The organism is Streptomyces hygroscopicus, from assembly GCF_026168105.1.
Lineage (GTDB): Bacteria > Actinomycetota > Actinomycetes > Streptomycetales > Streptomycetaceae > Streptomyces > Streptomyces hygroscopicus_D.
In genome coordinates this window covers 1-25,773 of the sequence record NZ_LBMW01000059.1, presented here as the reverse complement: position 1 = coordinate 25,773, position 25,773 = coordinate 1, and the positions used below count along the sequence as shown (strand labels likewise).

At 71.0% G+C, this 25,773-nt stretch carries 26 protein-coding genes; 9 read left to right on the top strand and 17 right to left on the bottom strand.

Features of this window, described 5'->3' with window-relative positions; genetic code table 11:
• The first annotated feature begins 40 nt into the window (after positions 1-40).
• From AAW14_RS34570 to AAW14_RS34560, 3 genes are read left to right on the top strand one after another with little or no spacing between them, the layout of a single operon-like run.
• Positions 41-868 (top strand): helix-turn-helix domain-containing protein, encoded by an 828-nt coding sequence (locus AAW14_RS34570; protein ID WP_265568402.1) that lies wholly within the window; start codon positions 41-43, stop codon positions 866-868.
• On the top strand, positions 865-1,125 hold the full coding sequence (locus AAW14_RS34565) for a DUF397 domain-containing protein (protein WP_265568401.1): 261 nt from the start codon (positions 865-867) through the stop codon (positions 1,123-1,125). Before AAW14_RS34570 ends, AAW14_RS34565 begins: the two co-directional genes overlap by 4 nt.
• 35 nt (positions 1,126-1,160) lie before the next feature.
• Entirely contained in the window at positions 1,161-1,949 is a 789-nt protein-coding gene (locus tag AAW14_RS34560) for a DUF4253 domain-containing protein (RefSeq protein WP_265568400.1), read from the top strand.
• Positions 1,950-1,959: 10 nt separating this feature from the next.
• Here the strand turns inward: AAW14_RS34560 and AAW14_RS34555 are convergent, their stop codons facing one another.
• Complete coding sequence (locus AAW14_RS34555) at positions 1,960-3,165, bottom strand: PLP-dependent aminotransferase family protein (RefSeq protein ID WP_265568399.1); 1,206 nt, start codon at positions 3,163-3,165, stop codon at positions 1,960-1,962.
• A 163-nt stretch (positions 3,166-3,328) separates the two neighbouring features.
• Between AAW14_RS34555 and AAW14_RS34550 the strand changes: the two genes are divergently transcribed.
• Positions 3,329-4,264 (top strand): phosphotransferase family protein, encoded by a 936-nt coding sequence (locus AAW14_RS34550; RefSeq protein WP_265568398.1) that lies wholly within the window; start codon positions 3,329-3,331, stop codon positions 4,262-4,264.
• Positions 4,265-4,536: 272 nt separating this feature from the next.
• Positions 4,537-5,097, top strand: coding sequence for a DUF4232 domain-containing protein (locus AAW14_RS34545; RefSeq protein WP_265568397.1), 561 nt, complete (start codon positions 4,537-4,539; stop codon positions 5,095-5,097).
• A gap of 14 nt (positions 5,098-5,111) precedes the next feature.
• Here the strand turns inward: AAW14_RS34545 and hemB are convergent, their stop codons facing one another.
• Positions 5,112-6,104: a porphobilinogen synthase gene (hemB, locus tag AAW14_RS34540; protein WP_265568396.1), complete on the bottom strand. Its 993-nt coding sequence runs from the start codon at positions 6,102-6,104 to the stop codon at positions 5,112-5,114.
• Between the two features lie 70 nt (positions 6,105-6,174).
• Positions 6,175-6,756 carry a TetR/AcrR family transcriptional regulator gene (locus AAW14_RS34535; RefSeq protein WP_265568395.1) on the bottom strand — a complete coding sequence of 194 codons (582 nt, stop codon included), beginning with the start codon at positions 6,754-6,756 and terminating at the stop codon, positions 6,175-6,177.
• 89 nt (positions 6,757-6,845) lie between these two features.
• On the opposite strand from AAW14_RS34535, the gene AAW14_RS34530 reads away from it, so the two are divergent.
• On the top strand, positions 6,846-7,664 hold the full coding sequence (locus tag AAW14_RS34530) for an SDR family oxidoreductase (protein WP_265568394.1): 819 nt from the start codon (positions 6,846-6,848) through the stop codon (positions 7,662-7,664).
• 197 nt (positions 7,665-7,861) lie between these two features.
• Here the strand turns inward: AAW14_RS34530 and AAW14_RS34525 are convergent, their stop codons facing one another.
• The 5 genes from AAW14_RS34525 to AAW14_RS34505 form a co-directional block, all read right to left on the bottom strand.
• Positions 7,862-9,559, bottom strand: a complete 1,698-nt coding sequence (locus AAW14_RS34525; RefSeq protein WP_265568393.1) for a uroporphyrinogen-III synthase — start codon at positions 9,557-9,559, stop codon at positions 7,862-7,864.
• Positions 9,556-10,527: a hydroxymethylbilane synthase gene (gene hemC / locus AAW14_RS34520; RefSeq protein ID WP_265568392.1), complete on the bottom strand. Its 972-nt coding sequence runs from the start codon at positions 10,525-10,527 to the stop codon at positions 9,556-9,558. The genes AAW14_RS34525 and hemC overlap by 4 nt, the downstream gene beginning before the upstream one ends.
• Positions 10,524-12,317 (bottom strand): glutamyl-tRNA reductase, encoded by a 1,794-nt coding sequence (locus tag AAW14_RS34515; RefSeq protein WP_265568391.1) that lies wholly within the window; start codon positions 12,315-12,317, stop codon positions 10,524-10,526. The genes hemC and AAW14_RS34515 overlap by 4 nt, the downstream gene beginning before the upstream one ends.
• Positions 12,314-13,081 carry a redox-sensing transcriptional repressor Rex gene (locus AAW14_RS34510; RefSeq protein ID WP_265568390.1) on the bottom strand — a complete coding sequence of 256 codons (768 nt, stop codon included), beginning with the start codon at positions 13,079-13,081 and terminating at the stop codon, positions 12,314-12,316. The genes AAW14_RS34515 and AAW14_RS34510 overlap by 4 nt, the downstream gene beginning before the upstream one ends.
• A 335-nt stretch (positions 13,082-13,416) precedes the next feature.
• Complete coding sequence (locus AAW14_RS34505) at positions 13,417-13,692, bottom strand: glutaredoxin family protein (protein ID WP_265568389.1); 276 nt, start codon at positions 13,690-13,692, stop codon at positions 13,417-13,419.
• 172 nt (positions 13,693-13,864) lie between these two features.
• Here AAW14_RS34505 and AAW14_RS34500 point away from each other — a divergent pair, with 172 nt between their 5' ends.
• The 3 genes from AAW14_RS34500 to AAW14_RS34490 all read left to right on the top strand — a co-directional run bounded on the left by AAW14_RS34500 (position 13,865) and on the right by AAW14_RS34490 (position 17,826).
• Positions 13,865-14,806 carry an HAD family hydrolase gene (locus AAW14_RS34500; protein ID WP_265568388.1) on the top strand — a complete coding sequence of 314 codons (942 nt, stop codon included), beginning with the start codon at positions 13,865-13,867 and terminating at the stop codon, positions 14,804-14,806.
• 671 nt (positions 14,807-15,477) lie between these two features.
• The gene (locus tag AAW14_RS34495; protein WP_265568387.1) at positions 15,478-16,248 is read left to right on the top strand and encodes an ECF subfamily RNA polymerase sigma factor, BldN family; all 771 of its coding nucleotides are present in this window, start codon (positions 15,478-15,480) and stop codon (positions 16,246-16,248) included.
• Between the two features lie 348 nt (positions 16,249-16,596).
• Positions 16,597-17,826 (top strand): DUF5667 domain-containing protein, encoded by a 1,230-nt coding sequence (locus tag AAW14_RS34490; RefSeq protein WP_265568386.1) that lies wholly within the window; start codon positions 16,597-16,599, stop codon positions 17,824-17,826.
• 101 nt (positions 17,827-17,927) lie between these two features.
• On the opposite strand, the gene AAW14_RS34485 is transcribed toward AAW14_RS34490, so the two are convergent.
• The 9 genes from AAW14_RS34485 to AAW14_RS34445 all read right to left on the bottom strand — a co-directional run bounded on the left by AAW14_RS34485 (position 17,928) and on the right by AAW14_RS34445 (position 25,716).
• Positions 17,928-18,974, bottom strand: a complete 1,047-nt coding sequence (locus AAW14_RS34485; RefSeq protein ID WP_265568385.1) for a lysophospholipid acyltransferase family protein — start codon at positions 18,972-18,974, stop codon at positions 17,928-17,930.
• 14 nt (positions 18,975-18,988) lie between these two features.
• Positions 18,989-20,050: an NAD-dependent epimerase/dehydratase family protein gene (locus AAW14_RS34480; protein ID WP_265568416.1), complete on the bottom strand. Its 1,062-nt coding sequence runs from the start codon at positions 20,048-20,050 to the stop codon at positions 18,989-18,991.
• 285 nt (positions 20,051-20,335) lie between these two features.
• Positions 20,336-20,434: a 30S ribosomal protein bS22 gene (locus AAW14_RS34475; protein ID WP_003948845.1), complete on the bottom strand. Its 99-nt coding sequence runs from the start codon at positions 20,432-20,434 to the stop codon at positions 20,336-20,338.
• A 141-nt stretch (positions 20,435-20,575) separates the two neighbouring features.
• On the bottom strand, positions 20,576-20,788 hold the full coding sequence (locus tag AAW14_RS34470) for a helix-turn-helix domain-containing protein (RefSeq protein WP_004984898.1): 213 nt from the start codon (positions 20,786-20,788) through the stop codon (positions 20,576-20,578).
• A gap of 129 nt (positions 20,789-20,917) precedes the next feature.
• A complete protein-coding gene (locus AAW14_RS34465; RefSeq protein WP_265568384.1) occupies positions 20,918-21,733 on the bottom strand; it encodes a phosphatase in 816 nt (271 codons plus the stop codon).
• A 127-nt stretch (positions 21,734-21,860) separates the two neighbouring features.
• Positions 21,861-23,033, bottom strand: a complete 1,173-nt coding sequence (locus tag AAW14_RS34460; protein ID WP_265568383.1) for an acetoin utilization protein AcuC — start codon at positions 23,031-23,033, stop codon at positions 21,861-21,863.
• Positions 22,984-24,195, bottom strand: coding sequence for an MFS transporter (locus AAW14_RS34455; RefSeq protein ID WP_265568382.1), 1,212 nt, complete (start codon positions 24,193-24,195; stop codon positions 22,984-22,986). The genes AAW14_RS34460 and AAW14_RS34455 overlap by 50 nt, the downstream gene beginning before the upstream one ends.
• A gap of 66 nt (positions 24,196-24,261) precedes the next feature.
• Positions 24,262-24,957, bottom strand: a complete 696-nt coding sequence (locus AAW14_RS34450; RefSeq protein WP_265568381.1) for a VC0807 family protein — start codon at positions 24,955-24,957, stop codon at positions 24,262-24,264.
• 114 nt (positions 24,958-25,071) lie between these two features.
• Positions 25,072-25,716, bottom strand: a complete 645-nt coding sequence (locus AAW14_RS34445) for an HAD family hydrolase (RefSeq protein WP_265568380.1) — start codon at positions 25,714-25,716, stop codon at positions 25,072-25,074.
• Between the last annotated feature and the right edge of the window lie 57 nt (positions 25,717-25,773).

The following is a 25,773-nucleotide window of genomic DNA, read 5'->3' as shown; positions in this document are numbered from 1 at the left end:
TCGGGGTCGCGTACGGCCAGGCGTGGGGAGTTGGTCCTGCATGAACTCCAGGAAGCGTCCGGGGAAGAAGAACTTCTCGGCCATGAAGATGCTGGGCGTCCAGCTCGGCACGGCCCGCCGCGCGGCGGGCTTCACCCAACGCGCCCTCGCCGACCGGCTGATGGTCGACGAGGAGACCATTGCATCGATCGAGCAGGGCCGACGTCCGCTGAAGCCGGATCTGGCCGAGCTGCTGGACGAACTCCTGGGGACGAAGGGGATGTTGTCGGCGGGAGTGGCGAACCTGCCGGAGATCGATCAGTTTCCCATGTGGGCGGAGCTGTACGTCCACCATGAGCGTGAGGCGATCGCGCTGTCCTGGTACGACGCGCTGGTCGTCCCGGGTCTGCTTCAGACGGAGGCGTACGCGCGTGCGCTGCTGGGCGGGCGCGTTCCGCCGTACGACGGGGACGAGTTGGAGACGAAGATCGCGGCCCGTGTCGGCCGTCAGGAGATCCTGCACCGCAAGATCCCGCCGACGCTCAGCTTCGTCGTCTGGGAACCGGCTCTGCGCATGCCCACCGGGGGACGCGGGACGCACCTCGACCAATTACGGTACCTGCGCGAGTACGCCCAACTCCCCGGCCTGTCCCTGCAAATCCTACCGCTGGACCGTACTTCGCACGCTGGTGACGCAGGCTCGTTCACCCTCCTCGAGACGCTCGATCACCAGCACCTCGCCTACGCGGAATCCCAGCGCGGAAGCCAGTGGGTTTCCGACCCGAGCGAGGTGTCCATCCTGGCGCGCAAATATGCGATGCTGCGAACGCAGGCCCTCACCATCGAGGACTCCAGAAGCCTGCTGGGCCGTCTGCTAGGAGAGCAATGAGCGCCGAAGCACTTCAGTGGTTCAAGTCGACCTACAGCAGCAGCGAAGGCGGCCAGTGCCTCGAAGTCGCCTACACGTGGCGCAAGTCCAGCTACAGCAGTAGCGAGGGCGGCGCCTGCCTCGAAATCGCCTACACAGCCCCGGAGTCCGCCGACGAAGCCACCGTCCACATCCGCGACTCCAAGAACCCCACCGGCCCCACCTTCACCGCCTCGCCGGACGCCTGGGCGGCGTTCACCGCGTACGCCGCCCGCTGAGGGCATTGTCAGTGGCTGCGCCTACAGTCACTGGCATGGCGACACTTCCCAACCCGCTGCCCAGGCTGGCGGCCGACCCGAGCGGGCGCACGCTCGGGCTTGAACTCCCGCCCGGGAGACTGATCGACGCGACGGACGACGGGCCGTGGCACGAGCCGCTGCTGTGGCATGCCGGGCGCGCGGCGTCCTCCGGCAACTGGGCGCGGTTGGGTTCGCCCGGCACGCGGGCGGGGCTCCTTCCGGTCCTCATCGACGTCGGGGGCAGCCACGGCGGCCCGGAGGAGTGGGAGTTGATGCCCGGGGAGATGTCCTATCCCGGGGACCACGACGCCGAGGAGGTGCTGGCCGAGTTCTGGGACGAGTACGAGGAGGACGGTGCCGACTGGCCCGGTCTCGCCGCCGCGCCCCGTCTGGAGGCCGACCCCGACGCCCGGGCCGCCGAGGTCGCCGACTCCCTCCTGGACGGTGGCTCCTGGCTCAAGGAGCCGTGCCTCGCCCTCATCCCGGCCCGCCGCTCCGCCGACATCCCGGCGGCCATCGGCTGGGGCGGCCCGCTGAACCACGAGAACGACGTGGCGCGCCTCTGCTCCGTGCTCCGCTCCTGGGAGGACCGCTTCGGCGTTCGGGTGGTCGCGCTCACCTTCGACCAGCTGGTGCTGTCGGTGGCGGCGCCGCCCACCACTCCTGCCGAGGCCGAGGCGGTGGCCGCCGAGCACTTCGCGTTCTGCCCGGACAATCTCGCCCAGGGGCATCACGGAACACTGCGCGCGTACGCCGAGCACGAGGTCCTGGGACAGCGGGTGTGGTCCTTCTGGTGGGACTGAGCCAGGTCCCCTACCCCAGCGCCTTGCCCAGCCGCCGCAGTCCCTCCGCGATCTCCCCGGGCGTGTGCGTGACGAAGCACAGCCGCATCGTCGACCTCTCCGGCGTGCCCACGCAGAAGGGCGCCCCGGGGACGTACGCCACGTCCTGCTCGACCGCGCGCGCCAGCAGGGCCGTGGTGTCGTATGCCTCGGGGAGACGCGCCCACAGGAACATGCCGCCCTTGGGACGGTTCCAGGTGGAGCCCTCGGGGAGCGCGTCCGGGAGACCGGCGAGCATGGCGTCCCGGCGCTCACGGTACGCGGCGGCGACGCGTGCCACGTGGGCGTCGAGGTCGCGGTCGGCCAGGTAGCGTGCCGCGGCGAGCTGGTTGACGGTCGGGGTGTGCAGGTCGGCGGCCTGCTTGGCGACCGCGCAGGCCCGCCGCAGCGCCGCCGGCGCCCGCAGCCAGCCGAGCCGCAGCCCGGGGGCCATCACCTTGGAGAAGGAGCCGAGCAGCACGGTGCGGTCGCGCGCGTCGTCGTAGGAGGCGATCCACGGCACGCGCTCGCCCTCGAAGCGGAGTTCGCCGTACGGGTCGTCCTCGACGATCCACAGCCCGCGCCGGACGGCGACGCGAGCGATCGCGGCGCGGCGGTCGGCGGGGAGGGTGCGCCCGGTGGGGTTCTGGAAGGTGGGGACCGTGTAGAGCAGCTTGGGGCTCTCCTGTGCCACCAGTTCCTCCAGCGCCTCCGGATCGATCCCGTCCGCGTCCCCGGGCACGGCGACGATGCGGGCGCCCGCGAAGCCGAACGCCTGGAGCGCCGCGAGATAGCAGGGGTTTTCCACGAGGACGGTGTCACCGGGCTCGAGGAGGGCGGTGGAGAGCAGGGACAGCGCCTGCTGCGAGCCGGTGGTGACGAGCAGGTCGTCGGGCCCGGTCACCAGGCCGCGCACGGTGGTGCGCCCGGCGAGCGCGGTCCGCAACGCGGGCTCGCCCTCGGTCGTCGAGTACTGGAGTGCCCGTTGCGGCGCCTCGGACAGCACGGTGTTGAACGCGGCGGCGACGCCCTCGGCGTCGAAGAGCCCGGGCGCCGGAAGCCCGCCCGCGAAGTTGACGACTTCGGGGCGGGCGGTGACGGCGAGGATGTCCCGTACGGGGGAACCGCCGACCGAGGCGACCCGGGCGGCGAACGCGGGCTGCGGTGGGCTGCTGATCACGCGGTCGGTGGTGGACACGGCGGCGGCTCCTTGTGTGCTGGGGCGCGCCGCGCCGGCCGTAGTGCGCCGTGGGAACGCCACTCGAAAACACCTCGTTCGCGCACCTTACGGATATCGCTGGCACCTACAACAACCTGGTTTCGCCATACGGACGGCCCTCGGGGGCCCTAGCATGCGGCCCATGCTGCCCACCGTGGACACGTACGCCGAGCTCGAAGCGATACTCTCGGACGAGGCGCTGTTACGCCCGGCCGCGCTGGACCTGTGCGACCAACTGGGGCTCGTCGGGCTCGCCTTGCGGCGCTTCGACGACGGCTCCCGGCCGGTGTACGCGGTCGGGGGTGACATGGTGCTGAAGCTGTATCCGCCGTTCGAGACGGCCGCGGCGGTCACGGAGGCCCGGGTGTTGGCACACCTGTGGGGCCAACTGCCGCTTCCGACCCCACGGTTGCTCGCGACGGACGAGTGCCACAACGGCTGGCGGTTCGTGCTGATGTCCCGGTTGCTGGGGCTGAGTGTCCACGAGGCCTGGCCGCGGCTGACGTCGGCGGAGCAGGACCGGGTGGTGACGGAGACGGCCCGGACTCTGGCCGCGCTGCACGCGATGGACTTCAAGCCCCTGACGGATGTCGTGGGGCCCTCGGACTGGTCCTCGTTCCTGCGCCGCCGACGGGGACACGCGCTCGAGCACCACCGCCACTACGGTGCCACCGAGCCCTGGCTGAGCCAGATCCCCGGCTTCCTGGACTCCGTACCCCTGCCCGCCTCCACCCAGCTCGCCCTGTTGCACACCGAGTTGATGCGCGAGCATCTGACGATCGACATGCGTGACGGCCGTCGGCTGACCGGTCTTTTCGACTTCGAGCCGGCGTTGATCGGCGACCCTGCCTACGACTTCGTCAGCGTGGGCCTGTTCATCACCCGCGGTGACCGGCGCTTGCTCCGCCGCTTCTACGAGGCCTACGGGCGTGCCCCGCACGACCCGGACCAGCTGCTCGCGTACGCGCTGCTGCACGTGTACAGCGACCTGCCCTACTACCTGCGGGAGTTGCCGACCCCGGCCGAGCCGCGCCTCGACGCTCTGGCCGAGCTGTGGTTCGGCACGGAAGAGCCATAGCCGGCGGGCAACAACCGCACTCCCGACTCGAGTTGGAAGCGCCCGCTCCGTTTGCCGGGCCTCGACGGCGTCCCGGACTACGTTCCCGGGGCGTGGCGTTTCCGCAGCTCAGCGGGTATCCCTTCGATCCAGGCGTCCCGAATACCGCGTCGGGTGTGGCGGCCGGGACGACTCAGCGCTCAAGCTGTGGTCATCGAGGCCTCCGCTCCCGGGCGACCGGTCGAGCGGCCGCGCCATCCCCCCAGCTCCGCCATGTCGAAGGGCCCGCCCCCATGTCCGCTCGTACCGCCCGTACCCGCCTGCTCGCCGCCGCCACTGTCGCGCTCGCCGCGATCGCGCTCACGGCCTGCCGGAACGGAGAGGGAGTACGGGACGAGGGCCCCTCCTCGGCATCGACCCCGGACACGTCCGCCCGGAGCTCGGGCCGTGCGGCCCCCTGCTCGGGCGCCCACATCCACACGACGGCCAGGCAGGTCTCCCGCACCGTCGACCATCTGCTCCTGACGGTCACCAACACGGGCGCCACGAACTGCACCCTCTCCGGCTATCCGCAGGTCCGCTTCGACGGTGCGCCCTCCTCGCCGCGCCCCGTCCGGGAGACGAAACCGCACACCGCGATCACCCTCTCCCCCGGCGAGTCGGCCTACGCGGGAGTGCTCCTGTCGGCGGCCGACGGCACCGGCACCCGCGGCCACACGGCGAAGACCGTGACCCTCACCCTGCCGAGCGGCCCGGCCGTCCGCCTGACACTCCCGGCTCAGGGCGTACACGTCACCGAGGGGCCCACGGTGACGTACTGGCTGTCGAGCGAGGAGGCGGCGCTGACGCGCTGAGCCGTATACGGGCCCTAGCGCAGCTTCTGGGCGGCCTCGGTGGCCCAGTACGTGAGGATGTTGCGGGCGCCGGCCCGCTTGATGCCGGTCAGGGTCTCGATGATCGCGCGGTCGCGGTCGACCCAGCCCTTCTCCGCGGCGGCCTCGACCATCGAGTACTCGCCCGAGATCTGGTACGCGGCGACCGGCACGTCCACGGCGTCGGCGACGCGCGCCAGGATGTCGAGATAGGGGCCGGCCGGCTTGACCATCACCATGTCGGCGCCCTCCTCCAGGTCGAGGGCGAGTTCCCGCAGGGACTCACGCCAGTTGGCGGGGTCCTGCTGATACGTCTTGCGGTCGCCCTCCAGGGACGAGGCGACGGCCTCCCGGAAGGGCCCGTAGAAGGCGGAGGAGTACTTTGCCGTGTAGGCGAGGACCGCGACGTCGTCACGGCCGATCTGGTCCAGCGCGTCCCGGACGACGCCGATCTGGCCGTCCATCATGCCGCTGGGACCGACGACATGGGCGCCCGCATCGGCCTGGACCTGGGCCATCTCCGCGTACCGCTCGAGGGTGGCGTCGTTGTCGACCCGCCCCTTCGCGTCGAGCACGCCGCAGTGGCCGTGGTCGGTGGTCTCGTCCAGGCACAGGTCGGACATGACGAGCAGGTCGTCGCCGACCTCGGCGCGCACATCGCGGATGGCGACCTGCAGGATCCCCTCCGGGTCGGTGCCCGGAGTCCCGATGGCGTCCTTCTTGGACTCCTCCGGCACGCCGAAGAGCATGATGCCGGAGATTCCGGCCTCAACGGCCTCCAGCGCCGCCTTCTTCAGGCTGTCGCGGGTGTGCTGCACGACGCCGGGCATCGCCGCGATCGGCACGGGCTCGCTGACCCCTTCCCGGATGAAGGCGGGAAGGATGAAGTCGGCCGGGTGAAGCCGGGTCTCGGCGACCATGCGGCGCATGGCGGGCGTGGTGCGCAGCCGCCGGGGACGGGTACCGGGAAAGGATCCGTACTTCGTCATGCCTTCTACGCTACGCCCGGCCGAAGGCTCCTTTTGCCGACGCCCTGTCGACCGGCGGCGCGCGGCGGGGTCAGGCCAGCGAGTCGATCCAGCGCTCCAGACGGCGGCCTTCGGTCGTCATCACCTCCGGGTCGCGGAGCGTGTTGGTCAGCACCGAGATGCCCTGGTAGGCGGCGATCAGCGCGACCGCCAGCTCGCGGGCGTCGCTCCGGCCCAGCTCGGCGAACTGCCGCTCGGCCCAGTCGATCAGGACGCGCATGACGGCGGCGACCGTCGTGTCGAGGCCGTCGGACCGCTTGTCCAGCTCGGACGCGAGAGTTCCGGTGGGGCAGCCGAACCGTACCGTGGTGTCGCGCTGCTCGACCCATCCGGTGATGAGCGCTTTCAGCCGCTCGCCCGGCGTCGGCAGTGCGTCGAGCGCGGCGATCGCCTCCGACAGATTCTGCGCGTGGGTGTCGATGGCGGCCTCGACCAGGTCGTTCTTCGTCTTGAAGTAGTAGTACACGTTCCCGACGGGGACATCGGCCTCCCGCGCGATGTCCGCCAGCGTGGTCTTCTCGACGCCCTGCTCGTGCAGCACCCTGGCCGCTGCGGCGGCCAGACGCTCCCGTTTCCTGGGAGCGCGCCGCGCCCCCTTTTCTGAGTCAGTCACCTGACTGACTGTAGACGAACGCCGCCGCGATGGGCTACGGTCGGCTCCCACAACTTAGTTAGTCAACTAACTTACAGAGGAGCCTCCCCATGATTGCAGTGACCGGAGCCACCGGAAACGTCGGTCGCGAGCTGGTCCGCCTCCTCGCCGGGGCAGGCGAGGCGGTGACCGCGGTTTCGCGCGGCGAGGCGCGCGACCTGCCCGCCGGCGTACGCCACGTGCGGGCCGACCTTGCCGACCCCGACAGCCTGCGCCCCGCGCTCGACGGCGCCGACGCGCTGTTCCTGCTGGTGGCCGGAGACGACCCGCAGGGCGTCCTCGACGCCGCAAAGGCGGGCGGCGTCCGCCGGGTCGTCCTGGTCTCCTCCCTCGGCGTCGCCACCAGGCCGGGCGCCTACCGCCACCCCGCCGGCTTCGAAGCCGCGCTCCGTGGCTCGGGCCTCGACGGGACCGTGCTGCGCTGCGGCGGACTGGACTCCAACGCCCTCGCGTGGGCCGAGCCGATCCGCGCCGACCGGGTGGCCGCCGCCCCGTTCGGCGACGTCGGCCTGCCGATGGTCGACCCGGCGGACGTCGCCGAGGTCGCTGCCACCGCGCTGCTGCAGCCCGGCCACATCGGTGCCGTGTACGAGCTCACCGGCCCTGCCCCGACCACCCCGCGCGAGCGGGCCGCAGCGATCGGCGCCGCAATCGGCGAACCGGTCCGCTTCGTCGAACAGACCCGCGAGGAGGCGCGGGAGCAGATGCTCGCGTTCATGCCCCAGCCGGTTGTGGACGGCACCCTCTCCATCCTCGGAGACCCGCTTCCCGCCGAACGCCGGGTGAGCCCCGACGTCGAGCGGGTCCTGGGCCGTGCGCCGCGTCCCTTCGCGGACTGGGCTGCCCGCAGCGCCGCCGCCTTCCGCTGATCAGATGCTCCGATGCTCCGGCCCCCGCGTTCCCCGCATGCGATCACGCGCGGAACGCGGGCGCCGTGGGCACGTGAAGAACCTCGACGCCGAAGGGCGCCCCCTGGACGGGGGCGCCCTTCGGATGAGGAACCCGGGGTGGCGGGGCGTTCCCGCCCGTCAGGAACCGGGGGTGGCGGGGCGTTCCCCGCCCGCGGTCACGTCGTGCGACGCCGCCGCGCCCCCGGCCGCCGCTCGCTCGGCCGTGTCACCGGGTCGCCGGCCTCCAGCGCGGCGGCGCGCCGCTTCAGACCGAAGTCCGCCAGTGCTTCCGCCAGCTTGTGGACCGACGGCTCCGGGGCCATCACGTCCACCCGCAGACCGTGTTCCTCCGCCGTCTTCGCCGTCGCGGGACCGATGCACGCGATCACCGTCACGTTGTGCGGCTTGCCCGCGATGCCCACCAGGTTGCGGACCGTCGAGGACGACGTGAACAGGACCGCGTCGAAGCCGCCGCCCTTGATCGCCTCACGGGTCTCGGCCGGCGGCGGCGAGGCGCGCACCGTCCGGTAGGCCGTCACGTCGTCGACCTCCCAGCCCAGTTCGATGAGGCCCGCCACCAGCGTCTCGGTGGCGATGTCCGCACGCGGCAGGAAGACCCGGTCGATGGGGTCGAACACCGGGTCGTACGGCGGCCAGTCGTCCAGCAGGCCCGCCGCGGACTGCTCGCCCGAGGGGACCAGGTCCGGCTTCACGCCGAAGGCGACCAGCGCCTTCGCCGTCTGCTCGCCCACCGCGGCCACCTTGATGCCCGCGAAGGCGCGCGCGTCGAGGCCGTACTCCTCGAACTTCTCCCGCACCGCCTTGACCGCGTTGACCGACGTGAACGCGATCCACTCGTACCGGCCCGTCACCAGGCCCTTGACGGCCCGCTCCATCTGCTGGGGCGTGCGCGGCGGTTCGACGGCGATGGTCGGCACCTCGTGCGGCACGGCCCCGTACGACCGCAGTTGGTCGGAGAGCGACGCCGCCTGCTCCTTCGTACGCGGGACGAGGACCTTCCAGCCGAACAGCGGCTTGTTCTCGAACCACGACAACTGGTCGCGCTGGGCGGCGGCGGAACGCTCACCGACCACGGCTATGACGGTGCGGCCCCCGTCGGGGGACGGCAGGACCTTGGCCTGCTTCAGCGTCTGCGCGATCGAGCCGAGCGTGGCGGTCCAGGTGCGCTGCCGGGTCGTCGTACCGGCGATCGTCACCGTCATCGGGGTGTCCGGCTTGCGGCCCGCGGCCACCAGTTCGCCCGCGGCGGCCGCCACGGAGTCCAGCGTCGTGGAGACCACGACCGTGCCGTCGGACGCGCCCACCTCGGTCCAGCAGCGGTCCGAGGCGGACCGCGCGTCCACGAACCGTACGTCCGTGCCCTGCGCGTCCCGCAGCGGCACACCCGCGTACGCGGGCACTCCCACGGCGGTCGCGATGCCCGGCACGACCTCGAAGGGAACGCCCTCGGCGGCGCACGCCAGCATCTCCTCTGCCGCGTATACGTCCAGGCCGGGGTCTCCGGACACCGCACGGACGACCCGCTTGCCGCCCCGCACAGCCTCCATGACAAGATGTGCGGCATCCCTCAACGCAGGGACACCTGCGGCTGTTGACGCGGCGTCAACGACCGCTAGTTGAGCCGTGCCCGGATACGTTCCCGTGGAGGGGTCCGCGTCCGTGTTCAGGACGGCGACGCCCGCTCTGGCATGCGTGCGCACCACGTCGAGCACCTCGTGCTCGCCGACGAGAACGTCCGCGTTCGCCAGCGCCTCCACGGCGCGCAGGGTGAGAAGTCCCGGATCCCCGGGTCCGGCACCGAGGAAGGTGACGTGCCCGTGATCAAGGCCGGCGGGAAGGGTGGTGGGGCTCAATGTGCTCGCTCCCCCATCAGACCGGCCGCGCCCTTGGCAAGCATCTCGGCGGCGAGTTCGCGACCGAGCGCCATTGCCTGGTCGTGCGTCTCGGGCACGGGACCGGTGGTGGACAGCTGCACCAGCGTCCGGCCGTCGGGGGTCCCGACGACACCGCGCAGGCGCATTTCCTTGACAACCTGCCCGTCGGCCAACAGGTCGGCCAGCGCGCCCACGGGAGCGCTGCAACCGGCCTCCAGGGCGGCGAGCAGGGACCGCTCGGCGGTCACGGCGACCCGCGTGAACGGGTCGTCGAGCTCACCGAGCGCGGCGATCAGTTCCGCGTTGTCCGCGGCACACTCGATCGCGAGTGCCCCCTGGCCGGGGGCGGGCAGAACCGTGTCGACCGACAGGAACTCGGTCACCTCGTCGATCCGGCCGATGCGGTTGAGGCCCGCCGCGGCGAGGACCACGGCGTCCAGCTCGCCGCCGCGGACGTATCCGATGCGGGTGTCGACGTTGCCGCGGATCGGGACGGTCTCGATGCCGAGGCCGTGGCTGCGCGCGTACGCGTTCAGCTGCGCCATGCGGCGCGGCGAACCGGTGCCTATGCGGGCCCCGCGGGGCAGGTCGGTGAACTTCAGGGCGTCACGCGCGACGATCACGTCCCGCGGGTCCTCGCGTACGGGTACGGCGGCCAGCACCAGGTTCTCCGGCTGCGTGGTCGGCAGGTCCTTCAGGGAGTGCACCGCGAAGTCGACCTCGCCGCTCAGCAGCGCGTCGCGCAGGGCCGTCACGAAGACACCGGTGCCGCCGATCTGGGCCAGGTGCTCACGGGAGGTGTCGCCGTACGTCGTGATCTCCACGAGCTCCACGGGCCGTCCGGTCACCCGGCTCACGGCTTCCGCGACCTGCCCGGACTGGGCCATGGCCAGCTTGCTGCGCCTGGTCCCGAGCCTCAGCGCCCCTTGTTGACGTGGCTCACTCATGCTCGCCCTCGGTTCTTGCCGTTCTCGGTGTTCTCGGTGCTCTGGGTGTCCTCGGCCCGGGAGACGGCGGCGACCGTCTCGGGGTCGAGGTCGAACAGGGTGCGCAGCGCGTCCGCGTATCCGGCGCCGCCGGGCTCGGCGGCCAGCTGCTTGACCCGTACGGTCGGCGCGTGCAGCAGCTTGTCGACGACGCGCCGCACGGTCTGCGTGATCTCGGCCCGGTGCTTGTCGTCAAGGGCCGGCAACCGCCCCTCCAGACGCGCGATCTCCATCGCCACCACGTCGGCGGCCATCGAGCGCAGCGCGACGACGGTCGGCGTGATGTGCGCCGCGCGCAGGGCGGCGCCGAACGCGGTGACCTCGTCGGAGACGATCTGCCGCACCTGGTCGACGTCGGCGGCCATGGGGGCGTCGGCGGACGCCTCGGCCAGCGACTCGATGTCGACCAGCCGTACCCCGAGCAGCCGGTGCACGGCCGCGTCGACGTCCCGGGGCATCGCCAGGTCGAGCAGCGACAGCACGGGCGTGGGGCGGGCGGGCTCCGCGACGGGTTCGGGGCGGCGGCGCTCGGGGACCCGGCCGACCGTGGCGACGGTCGCCACGAGCGCGTTGATCAATTCGGCCTCCGCCTCGGGGGCGAGGACGACAGCGCCGGCACCGGCGGGACGGCCGCTGCGCTCCTCGGAGCCCTTGTCCACCCATGCCGCGTGCTGCTCCAGCTCGGCGGCCGCCATTCCGGCGACGGCCGCCTCGCCCAGCACCGAGAAGCCGGCCGTGCCCTGCACCGACAACAGGTCGAGCGGGCAGGATTCCTCGGTGCCGAGGCCGACGGGCGGAAGTTCCTCGTGTACGGCGGCCGGGGCGTCCGCGGGCGAGTCGGTGCGCGAGGCGGGAACCGGGGCGGACCCGGCGCCCGGGGCGGGCGTCATCGGGGTGACCACTGCGTCCACGCGCCCCTCGAGCGCCTCGGCGACCGCCTCGACCGTGAGGACCAGGCCGGTCGCGCCCGTGCAGGAGATGGCGACGTCGGCACGTGTCAGCTCGTCCCGCAGCGCTTCCATCGGCACCGCGCGGGCCCGTACGTCCGTGTCGTCGCCTTCCGTGAGGATCTGCGCGAGGCGCCGGGCGCGCTCCAGCGTGCGGTTGGCGATCACGATCTCGGCGACCCCGGCGCGCGCGAGAGTCGCGGCGGCCAGCGACGACATGGAGCCGGCGCCGATCACGAGAGCACGCTTGCCCTGGGCCCAGATCTCGACCGGCGCACCGGACGACAGCTGTTCCAGGCCGAAGGTCACCAGCGACTGCCCGGCGCGGTCGATGCCCGTCTCGGAGTGGGCGCGCTTGCCGACCCTCAGCGCCTGCTGGAACAGGTCGTTCAGCAGCCGTCCGGCGGTGTGCAGTTCCTGAGCGGCAGCCAGGGAGTCCTTGATCTGGCCGAGGATCTGGCCCTCGCCGACGACCATCGAGTCCAGACCGCAGGCCACCGAGAACAGGTGGTGGACGGCCCGGTCCTCGTAGTGCACGTACAGGTAGGGGGTGAGCTCGTCCAGTCCGACCCCGCTGTGCCGGGCGAGCAGCGTCGACAGCTCGGCGACGCCCGCGTGGAACTTGTCCACGTCGGCGTACAGCTCGATGCGGTTGCAGGTGGCGAGCACCGCGGCCTCGTCGGCCGGCTCGGCGGCGACCGTGTCCTGGACCAGTTTGACCTGGGCGTCCGCGGTCAGCGCGGCACGCTCCAGGACGCTGACCGGAGCGCTGCGGTGGCTCAGCCCGACGACGAGGAGACTCATGCCGGCATCACGGCGGGAACGTCCCCGTCGGGTCCCTTGTCGGCGGACTCCTGGGTCGTTGCGGCGGACGGCAGCCCGTCGGGCATGGTCTCCATGGCTTCCTCGCCGGCCTTGCGCTGCTCGTGGAAGGCGAGGATCTGCAGCTCGATGGAGAGGTCGACCTTGCGCACGTCGACGCCATCCGGGACGGAGAGCACGGTCGGCGCGAAGTTCAGGATGGACGTCACGCCCGCGGCCACGAGCCGGTCGCAGACCTGCTGGGCGGCGCCGGCCGGGGTGGCGATGACGCCGATGGAGACACCGTTGTCCTTGATGATCTTTTCCAGGTCGTCCGTGTGCTGGACGGGAATGCCCGCGACGGGCTTCCCGGCCATCGCCGGGTCGGCGTCGATGAGCGCGGCGACCCGGAAGCCGCGGGACGCGAACCCTCCGTAATTGGCCAGCGCCGCGCCGAGGTTACCGATACCGACGATCACAACCGGCCAGTCCTGCGTCAGGCCCAGCTCACGGGAGATCTGGTACACGAGATACTCGACGTCGTAGCCCACACCCCGGGTCCCGTAGGAGCCGAGGTAGGAGAAGTCCTTGCGCAGCTTCGCGGAGTTGACCCCCGCGGCGGCGGCCAGCTCCTCGGAGGAGACCGTGGGCACCGAACGCTCCGACAGTGCGGTCAGCGCGCGGAGGTACAGCGGAAGCCTGGCGACGGTGGCCTCGGGAATCCCTCGGCTGCGGGTCGCCGGTCGGTGAGTTCGGCCAGTTGCCACGGTGCTCCTGCGGGTAGAGCGGGGCTGCAGGCGGTCACACGTCCCCAGACCGCCCCGTCGAATGCAGGCTATGTCTTTGTGAACGCGTGCACAAAGATGGTGTCCGTTTTGCCCGACCAACGTGACCGGAGTCACGCGCCCCCGGCGCGTGGGTATGGAACCGGCGCGCGAGCACCCTCGTTCCTTTTCTTCTGGGGGCAAAACCGCACACTCTCCTCAACGATCCACGCCCCCGAGACCAATCGCCGTCGATCCTAAGCGACCTTCCGGACCACTTGGACTACTCAGTCAGTTCCGGACGGGTCCCGGTCAGGTCTCGGCGAGGGCACGGGAGTCTAAGTGAGGGCCTTGCGCAGGCGCTCCTCGTCGACGCGCCAGAACGTGTGCTGCGCGCCGTCCACCAGCACCACCGGGATCTGCTCCCAGTACCGGCGGTTGAGCTCCTCGTCCTGGGTGATGTCCTTCCGCTCCCAGGCGACGCCGAGCTCACCGCAGACCTTCTCGATGACGATCTGTGCGTCATCACACAGATGGCACCCCGGCTTGCGGATGAGCGTGACGAGCCGGTCCTGGGGTGCCTTGCGCCGAAAGATGGGACTCATGTCGGCCATTCTCGCCCCGTTGGGCGGGAGAGGGAGCCGGACGACGCCACCCGGCGACCCCGGCCGATGCCACGCCGCCACGCCGACGGCATGACTTCTTTAACGACACCGCCACGGAGAGTTCACACCCTCCGAACCTCTCGACTCCGGCGCCGCCGAACGGACTGGCTATGCTCACGACATGGCCGCTCTAGGATGGCTCACTCCCCGAAGGCGTTCCGCCACTGCGCGGAGCGTGTTGGCAGGCGAGGCCTCGGCCGAGGCAGCGCGCAAGTCCTCGCAGGACGCCGCCTCGCAGGAGGCCACCGTTCAGGCCGTCGCCGAACGGGAACCACAGTTCCCGGTGCTCGGCGACGACAAGGCCGCGGCGTTCTTCGACCTGGACAACACCGTGATGCAGGGCGCCGCGCTGTTCCACTTCGGCCGGGGCCTGTACAAGCGGAAATTCTTCGAGACGCGCGATCTGGCGAAGTTCGCCTGGCAGCAGGCGTGGTTCCGGCTGGCCGGGGTGGAGGACCCCGAGCACATGCAGGACGCGCGGGACTCGGCGCTGTCGATCGTGAAGGGCCACCGGGTCTCCGAGCTGATGTCGATCGGCGAGGAGATCTACGACGAGTACATGGCCGAGCGGATCTGGCCGGGCACGCGGGCGCTGGCGCAGGCGCACCTGGACGCAGGCCAGAAGGTGTGGCTGGTCACGGCCGCACCGGTGGAGATCGCCACAGTGATCGCCCGCCGTCTGGGGCTCACGGGGGCTCTGGGCACGGTGGCGGAGTCGATGGACGGCGTGTACACGGGCAAGCTGGTGGGCGAACCGCTGCACGGCCCCGCGAAGGCGGAGGCGGTGCGGGCGCTGGCGATGGCTGAGGGGCTGGACCTGTCCCGCTGCGCGGCCTACAGCGACTCCCACAACGACATCCCGATGCTGTCGCTGGTGGGCCACCCGTACGCGATCAACCCCGACGCCAAGCTCCGCAAGCACGCCCGCACCTACGACTGGCGCCTGCGCGACTACCGCACGGCCCGCAAGGCGGCGAAGGTGGGCCTGCCGGCGGCAGCCGGAGTGGGCGCGGTGGCCGGCGGCACGGCAGCGGCCATCGCACTGCACCGTCGCCGGCGCTGACGCGGCCCGCCGCACACATACCGCGCACTCACCCGCACCTGCCGCCGGCAGGCCCGCCGTCCGCCGCCCGTCCGGCGGGCCGCGCCGTCATCGAACACCCGGCCGTGGCAGGACGACGGGCACGGCGGAATCACCGGACACGTCGGGCCGCGGTCCCCGGCGGTCGCCGGCAGCCGCCCGCCGCACCGGCCGAAAGTCACCGAGAGTGACGGACAACTGGTCCGCGGGCGTGGCGCGGCCCGGCCCGGGCGCCTTCGACACCGTCACCGGCACTGACAGGAAACGACCCGCCACGCCCACGGCACACGATCGTTGAATCCCCGGGGGCCGTGCTGCGCCGAGCTCGTCTCGCGCAGCGCCTTCCGCCACCGCATTCCCGCTGGTCTACCCCGGCGGCACCACCGCCACTCCCCAAATACGCACCCGGCCACAACACGCCCCGTTCCCAGACGGAATTCGGACTCGTTCGATCAACAACCGGTCACTGTGCGGCACTTGAGCGGGCGTCAATCGGTTACGGAAGCGACGTAATCGACGATTTGAGCAACTGGGTGTAGCGCTGCCTGTACTAAGCGTTATTCTCCTCAGACGCAAACCGGTACCTCTCCCTCGCTACGACGGGTGAACGGTTCCGCACTGCACGTGATGGAAGCTCTGCCTCTGGGAGTCCCGTGTACCCACACGTCGGGGTTGACGCCTCGGGCCTGGCTACGCTGCGCGCGACGGTCCACGACCTGTTGCGCGGCTTCGTCCCCACCGCGTACGCCGTCCCCGCCTTCGCCACCGCCGCCCCCGTAGGCCCGTGCTACGCACTGGCGGACGGCAGCGCCGCGGTCGGCGGCAGACGGGGCCGCTCGGCCTCCACCACCGCACGCCGCCCGGCTGCGGACAGTGACAGCGCCCGCATGATGGACCTCGTGGAGCGCGCCCAGGCCGGCGAGGCCGACGCCTTCGGGCGCCTGTACGACCAGTACAGCGACACCGTCTATCGCTACATCTACTACCGGGTGGGAGGCAGGGCGACCGCCGAGGACCTCACCAGTGAGACCTTTCTGCGCGCCCTGCGCCGGATCGGCACCTTCACCTGGCAGGGGCGGGACTTCGGCGCCTGGCTCGTCACCATCGCCCGCAACCTGGTCGCCGACCACTTCAAGTCGAGCCGTTTCCGGCTCGAGGTCACCACCGGGGAGATGCTCGACGCCAACGAGGTCGAGCGGTCTCCGGAGGACTCCGTCCTCGAGTCCCTCTCCAACGCCGCGCTGCTCGACGCCGTGCGGCGCCTCAACCCGCAGCAGCAGGAGTGCGTGACGCTCCGCTTCCTCCAGGGCCTCTCCGTCGCCGAGACCGCCCGTGTGATGGGCAAGAACGAGGGCGCGATCAAGACGCTTCAGTACCGGGCCGTGCGCACCCTCGCCCGGCTCCTGCCGGAAGACGCCCGCTGAGCCCAGGGACCCCGCATGCCGCCTCCGCAAGCCCCGTAGGTCCCCGCGCGCCCGCTTCGAGCCGCCCCCTCGCCCCCGTCGAGGCGCACCGCGACCCGCCTCCGCCGAACCCGCGTCGCGTACGGTCGGCGACCTTCAACTCACTGTCCGTATAAGCTCGTTGAGTTCACGGTCCGCTCATCCGTCGTCCGTAACCCAAGTGCCGAGCCGCTCGTTGTGCGGGATACAGGCTCCCTGTGGTCACCCCCCGCCCGTCAGCGATCACCCGATCGTGTGGGCGCGGCGAGGGTGTGCAACCCTCAGGACCCCCTGGGGAGTCGACCGTGATGACGAGAGGAGGTGCCGCCAGTGATCGCGAACGTATCGGCGCACCGGCGGGCGAACGCCTTCGCCCAGGCCCTGGAGGAGCAGTCCTACGACCGGGGCACGGCGGCCGAGCAGCAGCCGGGGCCGGCCCCGGCCCCGGCTGCTGCGGAACGGACCGAGCAAGCCCGCCTGTTGGCCCTCGCGACCGGTCTGGGTGAGCTGCCCAAGCCGGCGCTCGACCCCGAGGTCAAGGTCGTCCAGCGCGCGCGGCTGGTGGCCGCGATGGAGGCCATGCTGCAGGAGGGCACGGCCGCGGGGGGCGAGGCGGCGGACCCTTCGGTGCCCGAGCAGCGGTCCCCTCGGGGCCGGGGTGCTCACCGGGCGAGCCAGCTGGGGAAGTTGCGACCGCGTTCACGGCTCACCAAAGGCCTCGCGGCCGGGGGGCTCAGCGTAGGCGTGGCCGCGGCCTCCTTCGGCGGAGTGGCCGCTGCCAGTTCCGACGCCCTGCCCGGTGACTCGCTCTACGGCCTCAAGCGCGGCCTCGAGGACGTCAGGCTCGGCATGGCCGACGGCGAAACCGACCGCGGGCAGCTCTACCTCGACCAGGCGTCGACCCGCCTCAGCGAGGCCCGGCGCCTGATGGAGCGCGGCCGCAGCGGCCACCTCGACCACGAGTCCCTCGGCGAGATCCGACGCACCCTCTCCGGCGTGCAGCACGACGCCGCCGAAGGCCACCGCCTGCTGCACGAGGCGTACGAGCGGGACGGCTCGCTCGCCCCCATCCAGGCACTCTCCGCCTTCTCCCGGTCCCACCGCGAGGCCTGGGGCGCCCTGCGCGACCGGCTGCCCGTGCAGCTGGGAGACGTCAGCCGGCGAGTCTCGTCGGTCTTCGACGCCATAGACCAGGAGGTGGCCCCGCTGCAGTCGCTGCTGCCGCAGCCCCCGTCCCAGGGGGGCTCCGGCACCCGCCGGAGCTCCGGTCCGGGCTCCACGGCACCCTCCGGCCCGGGCTCCACCGCACCCAGCGCCACCGGCGGCTCGGCCACCGGCAGCCCCGGTGGCAGCGGCACGCCCCAGCCGTCGGCGTCCAAGAGCGGCGGCGACGGTCTGCTCGGCGGCAGCACCGGAAGCCTGCTGGACCCGCCGAAGGACACCGCAGGCAGTTCGCCGTCGACGAGCAAGAGCCCGTCGTCCGAGCCGCAGGTGACGCTGCCGCCGCTGCTTCCCGGCCTCCTGCCGGGGCTGGGCATCGAGAGCCAGGAGAACAAGTAGCAGTCGCACGGAGAACAAGCAGCACTCGTACGACGACGGGGGCGCCCCTGCTGCCAGGGAGCGCCCCCGTCGTCGTACGCGGAAACCCGGTGACCGCCGACTCAGAAGAAGACCGACCTGCGCTGCACGAGGAGCTTGTACAGCGTGTGCTGGATCTGCTCCCTGACCTGGTCCGTCAGGTTGAACATCAGCATCGGGTCCTCGGCGGCCTCCGGCGGAAAACCGTCCGTGGGGATCGGCTCGCCGAACTGGATCGTCCACTTCGTCGGCATCGGGATCATCCCCAGCGGACCCAGCCACGGGAAGGTGGGTGTGATCGGGAAGTACGGGAAACCCAGCAGCCGCGCAAGGGTCTTCGCATTGCCGATCATCGGGTAGATCTCCTCGGCCCCGACGATCGAGCACGGGACGATCGGCGTGCCGGCCCGCAGGGCCGTGGAGACGAAGCCGCCGCGGCCGAAACGTTGCAGCTTGTAGCGCTCGCTGAACGGCTTGCCGATGCCCTTGAAGCCCTCCGGCATCACACCGACGACCTCGCCCCGCTCCAGCAGCCGCTCGGCGTCCTCCGCGCAGGCCAGGGTGTGGCCTGCCTTGCGGGCCAGCTCGTTGACCACCGGCAGCATGAAGACCAGGTCGGCCGCGAGCAGCCTGAGATGGCGGCCCGCGGGATGGTTGTCGTGCACGGCGACCTGCAGCATCAGGCCGTCCAGCGGCAGCGTGCCGGAGTGGTTGGCGACGACGAGCGCCCCGCCCTTGGACGGGATGTTCTCGATGCCCTTCACCTCGACCCGGAAGTACTTCTCGTACACCGGCCGCAGCAGCGACATCAGGACCTGGTCGGTGAGCTCCTCGTCGTAACCGAAGTCGTCGACCTCGTAGTCGCCCGTCAGACGCCGCCGCAGGAAGGCCAGGCCCCCGGCGATGCGCCGCTCCAGACCCCCCTCCTGGCGGCGAGCCGGCGGCCTTTCCTCACGCGTCACAGGAACATCATCCTGCGGGACCGCCCTGCTGGGCAGGGGCTGGACCTCGCGGACCACCGCGGGCTCGCCCCCTCGCCGGCTGCCCGCGCTCCGGCGCCGCGGCGGCCGCTGCACGGCAGCCCCGCGGGTCCGGTCGTCGTCGAACGGAATGACCTTGGCGTCCGCCATTGTTGATGCGCTCCTCAGTTGGCGCTCTGCGTCGGGGGGTGGCCGCCGCCCAGGGCGGGCAGTGCGGCGATCCGGTCGACGGCCCCCGCAAGGGCCTCCGGCGGCAGCAGGCCGGGCCCGCGGCTGCGCGCGAAGTCCGCGAACGTTTCCGCGGTCGTGTACTTCGGCTCGTATCCGAGCGTCTCGCGCATCTGGTCCGTCGCCACGACCCGGCCATGGGTGAGCAGCCGGATCTGCTCGGGCGAGAAGTCGGTCATGCCCAGCGTCCGCACCGCGGAGCCGACCCAGGTGACCGCGGGCAGCAGCAGGGGCACGGTGGGCCGGCCCAGGCGCCGCGCGCACTGCGACAGCAGGAGCACCCCGTCCCCGGCGACGTTGAACGTGCCGCTGTTGAGCGTGCCGCGCTGCGGCTCGTGCGAGCCGATCCGCAGCACCTCGATCACATCGTCCTCGTGCACGAACTGCAGCCGCGGGTCATACCCGAGGACGGTGGGCAGCACCGGCAGCGAGAAGTACGAGGCGAGGGGCGAATCCGCGCTCGCACCCAGGATGTTGGCGAAGCGCAGCACGCAGACGGCGACATCGGGCCGGCGCCGCGCGAAGCCCCGTACATAGCCCTCGACCTCGACGGCGTCCTTGGCGAACCCGCCGCTGGGCAGGGACTTGGGCGGGGTCGTCTCGGTGAAGACGGCGGGGTCACGGGGCGCGGATCCGTACACGTTCGTACTGGACTTCACGACGAGCCGTTTGACGCTCGGGGACTTCTGGCACGCGCCGAGCAGTTGCATGGTGCCGATGACGTTGGTCTCCTTGACCGTGGCCCGGCTGCCGCTGCCCAGCGGGGTGCCGGTCACGTCCATGTGGACGACGGTGTCGACGGAGTGCTCGGCGAGCACACGGGCGATGGTGGGCTGACGGATGTCGGCCCGGATGAAGTCGGCGCCGCCCAGATGGTGCTCGGGTGGGACCGCGTCCACCGCGACCACACGGTCGACCTCCGGGTCACGCTGGATCCGTCGTACGAACCGGCCGCCGAGCCGGCGGGCCACTCCGGTCACTAGCACGACCTTGCCCAAGATCAGCGCCTCTCTTCCCGTCACGTCCAGTGGTGGACGCAGCTGCGCCCGTCAGCCTCCGCGTACCCCGTGTGCGGCCAACTTAGCGGGTCGATGTTGCGCTGTGATGACCGCCCGATGCACGAAGTGACGACACCCCCGTACGTACGACCAGTCCAAGCCATTTGGCCCCACCGGGCTTGCGCACAGGGGAGTTCGGAGATGACAACGGCCCCCCACCGATGGTGGGGGGCCACTACGCGCGCTCGCGCACAGAAGCAAGGGCGCCCCTGACGGGGCCGCGCCCTACTTCTTGTTACGACGCTGAACGCGAGTGCGCTTGAGCAGCTTGCGGTGCTTCTTCTTGGCCATCCGCTTGCGCCGCTTCTTGATAACAGAGCCCACGACTACCCTCGCTCACTTCTCATCACTCGGTGCTGGGCGCCATGGGCCCACACGACCTACGAGGGGCTAGCCTACCCGCCCGAGCGCTGAGGTCGTAATCGAGGTGTCCCGGGAGGCCGCGACGAGCCTCCCGGGCCGCCGTCAAGCCGTCTCCACCCCCACATAGCTCTCGCGGAGGTACTCGTGAACCGCTTGCTCCGGCACCCGGAAGGACCTCCCCACCCGGATCGCCGGCAGATGACCGCTGTGCACCAGCCGGTACACGGTCATCTTCGACACTCGCATCACCGAGGCAACTTCCGCCACGGTCAGGAACTGAACCTCGTTCAGAGGCCTCTCGCCAGCTGCAGCCATGACACACCTGAACCTTCCGCACTCGACGGCCACCGGCTTCCCCTTCCGGTGACTCTTCGTCGCTGCGTGCTCACTCCCCAGACTAGGGGCGGGTGATGCGAGTGGGGAAGAGGGGATGCCATCGGCGGCTTACTGTGACAGACACGCTCGATTGAGTACATAGCGAGTAAGCGGTCGGTAGTAATCAGACCGCACAGCGTCATCAAGTGGAACGACGACGGACACGCGCCCCTCCGCCTCACCGACGAAGAGCGCGGGGTCGTCCGTATCGGCCAGACCGATGGTCTCGAACCCCAGCTGACCTGCCCCGCAGACCCAGCCGTGGTCCCCAATGACGAGTTCCGGCAATGGCCCTCCCGCCTCCGCCGCGGCGGCCAGCGCGATGCGAACCGGGAGCGGCGAGTGCGTGTGAGCGCCGGGTTCACCACCGGCGGCTCCGGCCCCGGGATTTCGCACGAGAGCGACTCCTCGTACGTAATCAAGGTTGTACGTGCGTAGGCCGAACCGGGTCGTTATGTCGACACGGCGACCCTGCGCCGGTGTGAGGACCGTACATCCCGCCGTCGACAAAGCGTCCGCGAGCGCGGCGTGGAAGCCAAGCAGCCGGTGCGGGTGCCCGGTACCGAGGAGTACCGCCGCCCCCTCCCGTCCGGCCCTGCCGACGCGCTCGGCGAAGGCGTCCAGGCCCTCCAGCGTGCGCTCGGGATCGATCACATCATGCCCGGAGACATAACCAGGGTCGGCGGAAACCCCGCACTTGTCCGCCATCAATTCGATCAAATCCTGGGGCCCCCACGTCCATTCGGGATCAAGTCCGATCAGAACGCGAGGGTCGCGCGCGGCGAAGAGCCGATAACTCCGCAGACTCTCCTCACGGGACGTGGCCACGGACCCGGCCAGCCGGGCAGCCAGCAGATGGGCCCGCAGTGCTCCGGTGCTCAACACGTCAGCGATGCTGGCCCAAGCGCCCCGGCTCCGCGCCCAAAACACCGAAACACCCCACAATCGGCGTAATCCGACCCGTCGGGCAGCCGACGCCCACGGCGGCCGGGTGAGCCCGCCTGCCCGGCTCTCACGCCAACAGCCCGCGCAGCGGAAACACCGCCCTGCGCGTCGCCAGCACCGCCTGGTCGAGGCGGTCCGCGGGGTCGTACCCCGACTCCCAGTCCGCGAACGCCACCGGCCACCGCCCGTCCGTCATCCGCATCGGCGCCAACTGCCGTGTACGGGCGAAGACTTCCTGCCGCCAGCTCTCGGGGATCCCGGTCTCCGGCTCGATCGGTCGCCCCGCCGCGACGGCCACGAGATGCGTCCACGAGCGCGGTACGACCTCCACGACCGCGTACCCGCCGCCGCCGAGTGCGACCCAGCGCCCCCCGGCGTACTTGTGAGCCAGGTCGTGACACGCGACCTGCACGGCCCGCTGGGCGTCCAGCGACACGGCGAGATGCGCGAGCGGATCCTCGAAGTGGGTGTCGGCACCGTGCTGGGTGACCAGCACCTGCGGCCGGAAGTCGGCGAGCAGCTCCGGCACGACGGCGTGGAAGGCCCGCAGCCACCCCGCGTCCCCCGTCCCGGCCGGCAGTGCCAGGTTCACCGCGCTGCCCTCCGCACTCGGGGCGCCCGTCTCGTCCGGCCACCCGGTCTGCGGGAAGAGCGTCCGCGGGTGCTCGTGCAGCGAAACGGTCAGAACCCGGGGATCGTCCCAGAACGCGGCCTGCACGCCGTCCCCGTGGTGCACGTCCACGTCCACATAGGCGACCCGCTCGGCACCCAGCTCCAGCAGCCGGGCGATCGCGAGCGACGCGTCGTTGTAGATGCAGAACCCGGCGGCACCCCCGGGCATTGCGTGGTGCAGGCCGCCCGCGAAGTTCACCGCGTGCAGCGCGTCGCCGCGCCACACCGCCTCGGCCGCTCCCACCGACTGCCCCGCGATCAGCGCGGACACCTCGTGCATCCCGGCGAAGGCGGGATCGTCCAGCGTCCCGAGACCATAGGACCCGTCGGCCGAACCCGGGTCCGCGGACGCGGCCTTCACCGCCTCCACGTAGTCCCCGCGATGCACCAGTCGCAGCGTCGAGTCGCCCGCGGCCCTCGCCGCGACCACCTCGACGTCCCTGTCGAGCCCGAAGGCGTCCACCAGCCTTCTGGTCAGCGCGAGCCGGACCGGATCCATCGGATGCTCCGGTCCGAAGTCATACCCCGTTACCGCCTCGTCCCACATCAGCTGTGCTCGGCCGCTCATGCCCGCCACCGTATCGGTCCTGTTGAGCAGCGAACGAACGGGCGTACACCAGCGTCACCAGGACCAACGCCATCGGTACGAGCATGGCGGCGCGGTAGTTCCAGGCGTCCCCGAGCGCGCCCACCAACGGGGAGCCGATCAGAAAGCCCACGTAGTTGAAGATGTTGAGGCGAGCGATGGCCGTGTCCGAGGCCCCGGGGAACAGCCGCCCCGCGGCCGCGAAGGTCTGCGGCACGAGCACGCACAGCCCCAGACCCAGCAGAGTGAATCCGAGCATCCCGACCCAGGCCCCGGGCGCCCCCGCCACCACCGCGAACCCGAGCGCCGCCACCAGCGCCCCCAGTCGCACGACCGCCACGGCGCCGAAGCGCCGCACCCCGAGGTCCCCGATGGAGCGCCCCAGCAGCGTGGTGATCATGTAGACGTTGTACGGGACAGTCGCCAGCTGCTCCGAACTCCCCAGCGTGTCCTGCAGATACTTCGCGCTCCAGTTGGAGACGGTCGAGTCCCCGATGTACGCGAAGGTCATCACCAGACAGAGCGGCAGCAGCAGTTTGAAGACGACCGGACCGGCCTCGGCCTTGGGCACGTCCGTACCGGGCACGCCCCCGTCGACGTACCACCGGCTGCCCAGGAAGGCGGCCGGAAGCAGCACCACGACGACCGGCAGGTACGACACCCACAGCGCCAGATGCCAGTGTGCGCCCACCCAGGCGAGCGAGGCACCGACGATCCCGCCGAGGCTGTAGGCGGCGTGGAACCCAAGCATGATGCTGCGCCCGTACGTCCGCTGAAGACTGACCCCGAGCATGTTCATCGACGCGTCCAGCGCACCCACGGCCAGCCCGAACGCGGCCAGAGCGAGCGCCAGTTCGGCCATGTGCCGCCCGGCCCCCACCCCGAGAAGGGCGAGCAGTACGACGGGCTGCGACCAGCGCAGCAGCCGGCTGGGCCGGACGCGCTTGACCAGCTGCTCGGCCGTCACGCTGCCGACGCCCGCGAGAACCGGCACCGCGGCGAGGAAGACGGGGAGCAGGGCATCGGAGACCCCGTACCGGCTCTGGATGGCCGGGATCCGGGTCACCAGCAGGGCGAAGGTGGCGCCCTGGGCGAAGAAGCTGAACGCCAGAGAGGCCCTACCGCGCCGCAGCACATCTGTCATGGCGGCGAGCGTAGGGCCCCGGTCTACCGGTGGGTAGATTCAGCCGAAGATGATTTTTGTTCATCTTTACTCGGCGGCGGCGACCGCGAGCGCGGGGGAGACCTGGGCCTTCACCTCCGCGGTGAGCATCTGCTCCATCGGACCTGCGGCGAGCGCCCCGCTCACGGCGAACGCCAGCACCATCGCGACGATCAGGATGACCGTGCCAAGCCAGACCATCGTGTCCACCGGAACCGTGTAGGCACCCACGGCCCGGACCACGCATTCGGCGAGGAGGACCACACCCCACACCGACGAGAAGACGCGCTCCGCCCGCCGGAAGGCGGGGGACCCGCTCTGCAGCCGCGCCCAGGCCACCTCCCGCTCCGCGTCCCCCTTCACCAGCCAGGGCTTCATGCCCGCCGTCATCATCGGCTTCCCCAGCGCCACGGAGACCAGGATCCCGATCCCGATCGCGCTGCTGACTCCGCTCTCCTTGGCGAGCATCAGTCGCGGGTCGCCGGCGACGAAGCCGAGCAGCAGCCCGACGACGTTGACGAAGAGGATCAGCGCGGCCAGGACGTTGACCTGCCGCTCCCTGGTCAGGCCCCCCACGGTCCGCACGGCCGGTACGACGCTGCTGAGTCCGAGCGCCATGAGGGTGCTCGCCCCGAGGCCGTCCTTGAACAGGTAGTACGACCCGACAGGCACCGCCACGTCCATGATCAGCGGGGCGAAGTTGTTCTTCTTGCTCTGACGCTGGGGAACCGTGTTCGTCGTCATGCACTCAGCTTCGCGGAGCTGCCCCACCGCCAGTAGAAACGATCGTCCGGAGCTCTGCATGACAAATGTCAGTGCCGACCCGCCGACCGGGGTCACCTCCACGCCACGGTCGGCTCATACCACCAGGTCAGCCAAGTCCCTCATATCGGCGAAGAGTTGCGTGGCGTCCGAGAGCCTCGCCGCGGGCGTCATCGCGGTGAACCCCAGCACGTCCATCCCGGCCGCCACGGCCGCCCGCACGCCCAGCGGGGAGTCCTCCACGACGACGCACCGCTTCGGGGCGACGCCCATCCGCTCGGCCGCGTACAGGAAAAGGTCGGGCGCCGGCTTCCCGCGCCCCACGTCCTGGGAACTGAAGATCCGGCCGCTGTCGAACCACCGATCGAGCCCGGTCGTCCGGTGCCCCACCCGGATCCGCTCATGGCTCCCCGACGAAGCCACGCAGTACGGAACCTGGTCGGCGGCCAGTTTCTCCAGAACGTCCATGATCCCGGCCACGGGCTTCAACTCCCGCTCGAACGCCGCGAAGACGCGCGCGTGGAAGACGTCGTCGAAGTCGGTCGGCAGCCGCTGTCCCGAGCGCTCCTGGACGATGTCATGGATCCGGTGCATCGCCGACCCCATGTAGTCGCGGATGGAGTCCTCGTACGTGGTCGGGTGCCCGAGCTCGGTCAGATAGGCGGCGAGAATGCGGTTCGAGATGGGCTCACTGTCGACGAGGACGCCGTCGTTGTCGAAGATCACGAGGTCATAGCGCATGCTGAAGAGCCTAAACGCAGAAAACCCCGCACCGTGAGGTGCGGGGTTTTCCCAAGA